This window comes from Rhodococcus sp. SMB37 (assembly GCF_004345605.1).
In the GTDB taxonomy this organism is placed as follows: Bacteria; Actinomycetota; Actinomycetes; order Mycobacteriales; family Mycobacteriaceae; genus Rhodococcus.
Genome location: NZ_SLVY01000016.1, coordinates 87,456 through 95,161 on the forward strand (window position 1 = coordinate 87,456; position 7,706 = coordinate 95,161).

A 7,706-nucleotide genomic window follows, 5' to 3' on the forward strand; every position below is an offset into this window, starting at 1 on the left:
TCGCTCACATTCACTGCGTAGTAAGTCGGGTATGCGCTGCGCAGTGTTCGGAACAGGGTATCTGGGAGCCACGCACGCGGCCTGCATGGCCGAACTCGGGCACGACGTGCTCGGAGTCGACGTCGATGCCGGCAAGATTGCGAAGCTCGAAGCAGGCGAGGTGCCGTTCTACGAGCCGGGCCTGGCCGAGATCCTCCGCCGGAACCTCGGGGCCGGTCGTCTCGCCTTCACCACCTCCTACGAGGACGCGGCAGCATTCGCCGACGTCCACTTCATCTGCGTCGGCACCCCGCAGAAGCAGGGCGAGTACGCGGCGGATCTGTCGCATGTCAACGCCGTCGTCGATGCACTGAGTCCGCTCTTGACCGAGCCCGCGCTGATCGTCGGCAAATCGACGGTGCCCGTCGGGACTGCGGTCGACCTCGCCGAGCGGGTCCGCGCCGCCGCACCGGCCGATGTCGAGCTCGTGTGGAATCCCGAGTTCCTGCGCGAAGGCTTCGCGGTGCAGGACACCCTGTCGCCGGATCGTCTCGTGTGCGGAGTGGAGCGCAAGGGAGAAGGATGCGGCGAAGCGATCCTGCGCGACGTGTACGCGGAGCTGATCGACCGCGGCGTGCCCTTCCTCGTTACCGAGCTCGCAACCGCGGAGCTCGCGAAGTCGTCGGCGAATGCCTTTCTTGCCACGAAGATCTCGTTCATCAACGCGATCGCCGAAGTCTGCGAGGTCTCCGGCGCAGATGCCGTGGAACTCGCCGACATCCTCGGTCATGACGACCGGATCGGCCGGCGTTTCCTGAGTAGTGGCCTGGGATTCGGTGGTGGCTGCCTGCCGAAGGACATCCGTGCTCTCATGGCCCGTGCCGGTGAGCTGGGCGCCAACCAGGCGCTGCACTTCCTGCGTGAGGTCGACAGCATCAACATGCGTCGCCGGACACGGATGGTGGAACTGACGCGGCAGGCGTGCGGCGGTTCGGTCCTCGGTGCACGAATAGCGGTGCTCGGAGCCGCGTTCAAACCGGGCTCCGACGACGTCCGCGATTCCCCGGCACTCAACGTTGCAGGGCAACTGCAACTCGAGGGCGCAGCGGTGACGGTGTTCGACCCGCAAGCGATGGACAACGCACGGCGCGTGTTCCCGACCCTCGGATACGCGACGAGCGGGATCGAGGCCTGCACTCGGGCGGACGCGGTGCTCGTGCTCACCGAGTGGCCCGAATTCCGTGATCTCGACGCGACGGCGATCGCGTCTGTCGTCAACACTCGCGCGGTGCTCGACGGCCGGGCGTGCCTCGACCGCGAGGCGTGGGAAAGTGCCGGATGGACCTATTCGAGGCTGGGTGTCGCGGTGTAGTGGTCACGTCACGTAACTGTCATGCGAGGTTCGGCGTGGCGACCTGGGGGATACCGACCCGAATGATATGGAAAATCCCATTGGGTACCATCGATCCGGTGCGAGGTGCCGGGGGTGGCTGACAGCCGGCGCGACAACGACTGTCGAAGGCGGCTGATGAGTTCGGTTCTCGGGGTGACCGTGGGGGAGAGCGCCGTCCGGATTGTGCGTCCGATCGACCGGACCGCGCCGTCGGCGGGATTCCAATTCCAGGTGGTCGAGACGGGCCAGGACCAGCCCGCTCAGCTCGCTGCCCGCACGCTGGGCGTGTTGAGCCAGACCGGTATCGCCGGTGAGCCGATCGACGCGGTGGGCATCGTCTACCGCGATGAAGCCCAGGCAGAGCGCATTCGCGCGGCGATGGCCGTCGAGCATCTGGACAATTTCACGCTCGTCTCCGAGCCCGAAGCGGCGCTCGCGTATCTGCAGTCGACCGGTGAGCTGGGCAGCGACACCGCCGTGTTCTACGACCTCGGCGACTCGGGTCTCACCGTCACCGTCGTCGACCTCGATCTTCGCGAGGTCCTCGCCGAACGCACCGACACCGTCGGTGGTCGCATCTTCGATCAGGTGATCCGTGAGCACCAGCTCGACACCAACGGAGTGTGGCGACCCGACGACCCGGCGGCCGACGACGAACTGTCGGCGCAGTGCCGGGAGGCGAAGGAGCAGTTGTCGGAGACCGACAGTGTCGCCGTCCCCGGTGCCGCCGGCGTCGTGTTGATGTCGCGCGACACGTTCGATCCCCTCATTGCGCAATGCGTCGAGTCGTCGGCGCAGTTCGTCCACCACGTCATCGCGCGGTCCGGTCGCAATCCGGAAGCGGTGGTCCTCCTGGGCGGAGGCGCCCACATCCCGCTCGTGCAGGAAGTGCTGCGCTCGTGGATCGGGCTTCCGCTGGTCGTGCCCCACGAGCCCGAACTCGTGCTCGCCAAGGGCGGCGCGATCCTCGCAGGGAAGCCGAAGTCCTCGCAGCCGGTGAGCTCCCTGACTCGCATCGTTCCGCCCACGGTGGACATGTCGGCGGTCACCGAGCAGATCCCGGTGGTCACCGTGCCGGTGACTGCGTCGGCCGAGCCGGAACCTGCCGGTTCCACGGTGAAGAAGTCGTGGATCGGCGCGCTGACCCAGAGGGGACCGGAGGTGAGCGGCAAGCAGATCTCCGGTGCCGGTCTCGCCGGAACCGCGCTGGCCGTGGTCGCGGTGATCGGTGTGGGTCTGGGTGCAGGTAACAGCCTGTTCTCCGGTTCTTCCGGCGACGATGGAACCAGCCCCACCGAGACGTTCGTGACACCCACGACGTCGCGCACCGTCCCGCGCCCGCAGCCTGCTGTTGCGCCGGCGACCGTGACCACCACTCCTCCTGTCACCACGACCGTGACGCAGGAGGCGCCGCGTCCGGTTCCTCCGTCTCCGGAGCCTGCGCCGCCACCGCCGCCGCAACTGATCCCGGGTGTCGAGCTCCCCGTCATCCAGCTTCCGACCATCGAGCTGCCTCCGCTCCCGCAGATCCAGCTGCCCGGGCTCTGAGGGTTTCCTCCGCTTGTGCAGGTTTCCTCAGGTCGTGCGCGTGAGGCAACCTGCACAAGCGGACGAAAGTTGTTACGTCAGCGAGAGTGACGGCCGGCGGGAGCGGCCGGGGCGCCGGTGCGCGCGAGCACCGCGGCGATTGCCGTGGTGAGCGGCACCGACAGCGTCAACGCGATACCGCCGACGCACGCGCGGACCACCTCGATGGCGACGGCATCGCCGGTGATCACATCCGACACCGACCTGCCCGCGACGGAGAACAACAGCAGCAGCGGCAGCGCACCGCCGGCGTAGGCGAGGACGAGGGTGTAGACGGTGCTGGCGATGTGATCGCGGCCCACACGCATCGCCGAGACGAAGATCTCCCGCCGAGACGCGCGCGGGTCGAGGCCTGCGAGCTCGAACGCCGACGACGCCTGGGTGATCGTCACGTCGTTGAGCACACCGAGCGAACCGATGATGAAACCGGCGAGCAGCAGTCCTGTGATCGACACCTGCTCGATATAGAGCTGTACGTCGGTGTTCTGTTCCTCCGACAGGCCCGTCAGATGCGTCATTTCGATCGCGACGTACGACAGCACTGCCGCCAGGGCCATCGACGCGAGGGTGCCGAGGAGCGCGGAACTCGTCCGCAGGTTGACGCCGTGTGCGAGATAGAGCACCGCGTAGAGGATCAGCGACCCACCGACCAGCGCGACCGGGACGGCAGGCTGTCCGTCGAGCAACGCGGGGAGCATGAACAGCACGAGCACACCGAACGCCACACCGAGGCCGATCAGCGCCCGCAGGCCGCGCCACCGGGCGACTGCGACGACGACGATCGCGAACGCCGCGACGATCAGGGTGAGCGGCAGTCCGCGGGCGAAGTCGTAGAACGAGTACACCGTCGCGCCGGACGGATCGGTCTGGCGTACCAGACGGATCGAATCGCCGGTGTGCAGTTCGGGTTGGCCAGGGCCCGGAATGACTTCGAGCAGAGTGCGGGTACCAGTGTTGGGGCCCGACTCGATATCGATGACACTGCGTTCGCATTCGAACGATTCGGTCGACGGGGGAGCAGGTTCACCCGTGAACACCCTGCCCATCGAGGCACTTCCACACCACCCGGTGTTCTGCTCGACGACGGTGCCGGCCTCGGTGACAACGGCGCCGCCGTCGGAAGTCTGGAACGGTGCGGGAATGTCGACGGATTGCTCGCTCGGCCACAGCATCGCTGTGCCCACGAGCACAACCGCGCCGATTGCGACGAGGAGGCCGACGACGATTCTGGCGGCGAGAGGGGCGAGGGGAGCCGGGCCCTCGAAGTGGCCGTGTCCGTGCCCGTGTCCGTGACTCACCGCAACAGGCTAGCCATAGATCGGTGGGAGTTTCGCGGTGGGGGAGAAAGGGCTGGTGGTGGCGGGGAGCAGGGGGTGTCCCCGCCACCTTCACCTGGCTTCGCACAGGGGGGGATGGCGTGAGCCAGGGAGCCCGGCACTCGAGGTGCCGGACACCAAGTTACTTGTAGTTTCACCAATCCGGGAAGCAGATCGGGGTGTGGGTCTGATCACTCTCGGACAAATCCCCCATGTCGACCTAGAGGTGACCTGCTCCGACCTGGTACTTTCCGAACCACGACTGTCCAGATCTCCGTTTGGCAACGATTCCTACTGCTTGTAGCTGGACAGGAAGTTGCCGAACCGCTCGATCGCCACCGCGAGATCGCGTGCCCACGGCAACGTGACGACGCGCAGATGGTCGTGGTTCGGCCAGTTGAAGCCCGTGCCCTGCACCATGAGGATCTTCTCCTGTAGCAGCAGATCCTGGACGAGTTTTTCGTCGTCGTGGATCTCGTACACCTCGGGATCGAGCCTCGGGAACGCGTACAGCGCGCCGCGCGGTTTGATGCAGCTGACGCCGGGGATCGCGTTGAGACGCTCCCACGCGACGTCGCGCTGCTCGAGGAGGCGCCCGCCGGGAAGCACCAGGTCGTCGATGCTCTGGTAGCCACCGAGCGCCACCTGGATCGCGTGCTGTGCCGGGACATTGGGGCACAGTCGCGTGGAGGCGAGCAGGTCGATGCCCTCGAGGAACCCGGACGCGTGCTCCTTCGGGCCGGTGATGACCATCCAGCCCGACCGGTACCCGGCGACGCGGTAGGCCTTCGACAGGCCGTTGAACGTCAGGCACAGCAGGTCGGGGGCCAGCGTCGCCAGGGAGATGTGCTTGGCGTCGTCGTAGAGGATCTTGTCGTAGATCTCGTCGGCGAGCAGCAGCAGCTGGTGCTTGCGGGCGAGTGCGACCAGCCGGGCGAGGATCTCCGCCGAGTACACCGCGCCGGTCGGGTTGTTCGGGTTGATGACGAGAAGCGCCTTGGTCTTCTCGGTGATCTTGGACTCGATGTCGTCGATGTCCGGGTTCCAGTCGTTCGTCTCGTCGCACAGGTAGTGGACGGGCGTACCGCCGGCCAGGGACGTCATCGCCGTCCACAACGGGTAGTCGGGCGCGGGAATGAGGACTTCGTCGCCGTCGTCGAGCAGTGCCTGCATCGTCATGGTGATGAGCTCGGACACGCCGTTGCCCAGGTAGACGTCGTTGATGTCGAACTTGGGGAAGCCCGGCACCAGCTCGTAGCGGGTGACGATCGCGCGGCGCGCGGAGGCGATCCCGCGCGATTCGGAGTAGCCCTGCGCGTGCGGGAGCGATGCAATCATGTCCTGCACGATCGTGTCGGGGGCTTCGAATCCGAACGGTGCGGGGTTGCCGATGTTCAGCTTGAGGATGCGGTGACCTTCGGCTTCGAGGCGCGCGGCGTGGGCGTGTACCGGCCCACGAATCTCGTACAGCACGTTCTGGAGCTTCGACGACTGCTCGAGTGTGCGTGTCATTCGATGGTGAAGTTGGCCCTGATCCTCGTTGTTCACGGGGACCATCGTGCCACTGTCGAGCAAACGGTTTTCACCCGGTTTTTCGCGACACGCAAAATTTGTCGAAACTCAGGGGCGACGTTTGTCCGTATCAGTGCAATGATTGGGGCTCCATGCAAGATCTGCTTCATCGGGGTGATGAAGCGGGACGATTTAGGAGTACTCGGAATGGCGCAGGGAACAGTCAAGTGGTTCAACGCAGAGAAGGGGTTCGGCTTCATCGAGCAGGACGGCGGCGGAGCTGACGTCTTCGTGCACTACTCCGAGATCCAGGGCTCGGGCTTCAAGAGCCTCGATGAGGGCGCACGCGTCGAGTTCGAGATCGGACAGGGACAGAAGGGGCCGCAGGCTCAGGGCGTCCGCGTCATCTGACTCGACCCACAGCTTTTCTGCCGGCGGCGTTGCATCGTGAGATGCGGCGCCGCCGTCGTGTAGGCCGAGGTGGGGCCGCCGTGTGCGTTGGGGCACAAACCCGCATGAGGTTGCTGCAGGTGAGGCGAGCTTCGGTAACATCTATCCGCGTCGGGGGGTCACAGAGGCCAGTTGGTTTCTGTGGGCAAGCAAATCGTGCTCGGGGGATTCTCCCGAGTGGCATGGAGCGGGTTGATCGTGTCGGTAATTCGGGGAGGAAACTCTGCTGCGCAAGACTTGCAGCAGGGGACGAGTCGGCGCCAGTGGCGAGATCCCAAGAGATACATGTGGCTGTACGGTCTGGCGATCCCACTGAGTCCATTTCTGGCGTGGCTCCTGGTCCACTATCTGCATCTCGGCGTCTTCTGGGCGACCGGCGCCATCATGATCGCCGTCATCTGCCCGCTGGTGGACCGCTTCACGAGGCTCGATACCAGTAATCCGCCCGAAGAGGTCATGCAGGATCTCGAAAACGACAAGTACTACCGGCGCTGCACATATGTTTACCTGCCGCTGCAGTACGCGGGGCTGGTATTCGGCTGTTGGATGTGGGTGTCGCAGCCCATGGGCTGGGCCGAACACTTCGCGTTGGCCGCGACACTCGGCATCGTCGGTGGAGTCGGAATCAACGCGGCACACGAGATGGGCCACAAGCGAACGAAGATCGAACGACGACTCGCGAAGGTAGCCCTCGCCCAGTCGTTCTACGGTCATTTCTACGTCGAGCACAATTTCGGACACCACATCCGTGTTGCAACCCCGGAGGATCCCGCGACCGCGCGGTTCGGTGAGAGCTATTGGAAGTTCCTACCGCGGTCCGTCGTGGGGAGCCTGACGTCTGCGTGGAAGTACGAGAAGGCACGACTCGCCCGACGGGGCGTGTCGATGTGGAATCCGAAACACAACAACATCCTGAGCGCGTGGCTGATGAGCGTGCTGCTGTACGCGGCCCTCATCGCCGCGTTCGGGTGGCAGATCGCACCGTGGCTCGTGGTGCAGGCCGTCATGGCGATCATGTTCCTCGAGGGGGCCAACTACCTCGAGCACTACGGGCTGCTGCGACGCAAGCGTGACGACGGGAAATACGTGCGGGTGGCTCCCGAGCACAGCTGGAACAGCAACCACGTGTGCTCGAACCTGTTTCTGTACAACCTCCAGCGGCACAGCGACCACCACGCCAACCCGATGCGTCGCTACCAGACGTTGCGGTCCATGGGTGACGCGCCGCAGCTTCCCGCGGGGTATGCCGTGCTCATCATCCTGGCGTTGTTCCCGCCGCTGTGGCGTCGGGTCATCGATCCGAAGCTTCTCGAGCACTACGGTTACGATCTGAGTCGTATCAATACGGATCCGGATAAAGTGGATGCACTGGTTGCGCGGTACGGACAGCCCGGTAATCCTGTAACAGGAAGATGAGTTTGCGATAACGATCGCGTCGCAGCTCGGGGGAACGCGCGGGTGGGAGGCTA

Annotated in this window: 6 protein-coding genes; 4 read left to right on the top strand and 2 right to left on the bottom strand. The window is 65.2% G+C overall.

The window, feature by feature from the left end:
- The first annotated feature begins 31 nt into the window (after window positions 1–31).
- Window positions 32–1,351, top strand: a complete 1,320-nt coding sequence (locus EV641_RS22615) for a UDP-glucose/GDP-mannose dehydrogenase family protein (protein WP_132474743.1) — start codon at window positions 32–34, stop codon at window positions 1,349–1,351.
- Window positions 1,352–1,507: 156 nt separating this feature from the next.
- On the top strand, window positions 1,508–2,920 hold the full coding sequence (locus tag EV641_RS22620; protein ID WP_132474745.1) for an Hsp70 family protein: 1,413 nt from the start codon (window positions 1,508–1,510) through the stop codon (window positions 2,918–2,920).
- Window positions 2,921–2,997: 77 nt separating this feature from the next.
- Here the strand turns inward: EV641_RS22620 and EV641_RS22625 are convergent, their stop codons facing one another.
- Together EV641_RS22625 and EV641_RS22630 are read right to left on the bottom strand one after the other, a co-directional pair.
- Window positions 2,998–4,257 (bottom strand): YibE/F family protein, encoded by a 1,260-nt coding sequence (locus EV641_RS22625; protein ID WP_132474747.1) that lies wholly within the window; start codon window positions 4,255–4,257, stop codon window positions 2,998–3,000.
- A 309-nt stretch (window positions 4,258–4,566) separates the two neighbouring features.
- The gene (locus EV641_RS22630; protein ID WP_132474749.1) at window positions 4,567–5,832 is read right to left on the bottom strand and encodes a pyridoxal phosphate-dependent aminotransferase; all 1,266 of its coding nucleotides are present in this window, start codon (window positions 5,830–5,832) and stop codon (window positions 4,567–4,569) included.
- A 162-nt stretch (window positions 5,833–5,994) separates the two neighbouring features.
- On the opposite strand from EV641_RS22630, the gene EV641_RS22635 reads away from it, so the two are divergent.
- Window positions 5,995–6,198, top strand: coding sequence for a cold-shock protein (locus EV641_RS22635; RefSeq protein WP_054717809.1), 204 nt, complete (start codon window positions 5,995–5,997; stop codon window positions 6,196–6,198).
- Between the two features lie 324 nt (window positions 6,199–6,522).
- On the top strand, window positions 6,523–7,653 hold the full coding sequence (locus EV641_RS22640; protein ID WP_054717801.1) for an alkane 1-monooxygenase: 1,131 nt from the start codon (window positions 6,523–6,525) through the stop codon (window positions 7,651–7,653).
- The last annotated feature ends 53 nt before the right edge of the window (window positions 7,654–7,706 follow it).

Excerpts from the sequence above, each read along its gene's own strand:
- EV641_RS22615 (WP_132474743.1), top strand. The coding sequence starts at position 32 with ATGCGCTGCGCAGTGTTCGGAACAGGGTATCTGGGAGCCACGCACGCG.
- EV641_RS22620 (WP_132474745.1), top strand. The coding sequence starts at position 1,508 with ATGAGTTCGGTTCTCGGGGTGACCGTGGGGGAGAGCGCCGTCCGGATT.
- EV641_RS22630 (WP_132474749.1), bottom strand. The coding sequence starts at position 5,832 with ATGGTCCCCGTGAACAACGAGGATCAGGGCCAACTTCACCATCGAATG.
- EV641_RS22635 (WP_054717809.1), top strand. The coding sequence starts at position 5,995 with ATGGCGCAGGGAACAGTCAAGTGGTTCAACGCAGAGAAGGGGTTCGGC.
- EV641_RS22640 (WP_054717801.1), top strand. The coding sequence starts at position 6,523 with ATGTGGCTGTACGGTCTGGCGATCCCACTGAGTCCATTTCTGGCGTGG.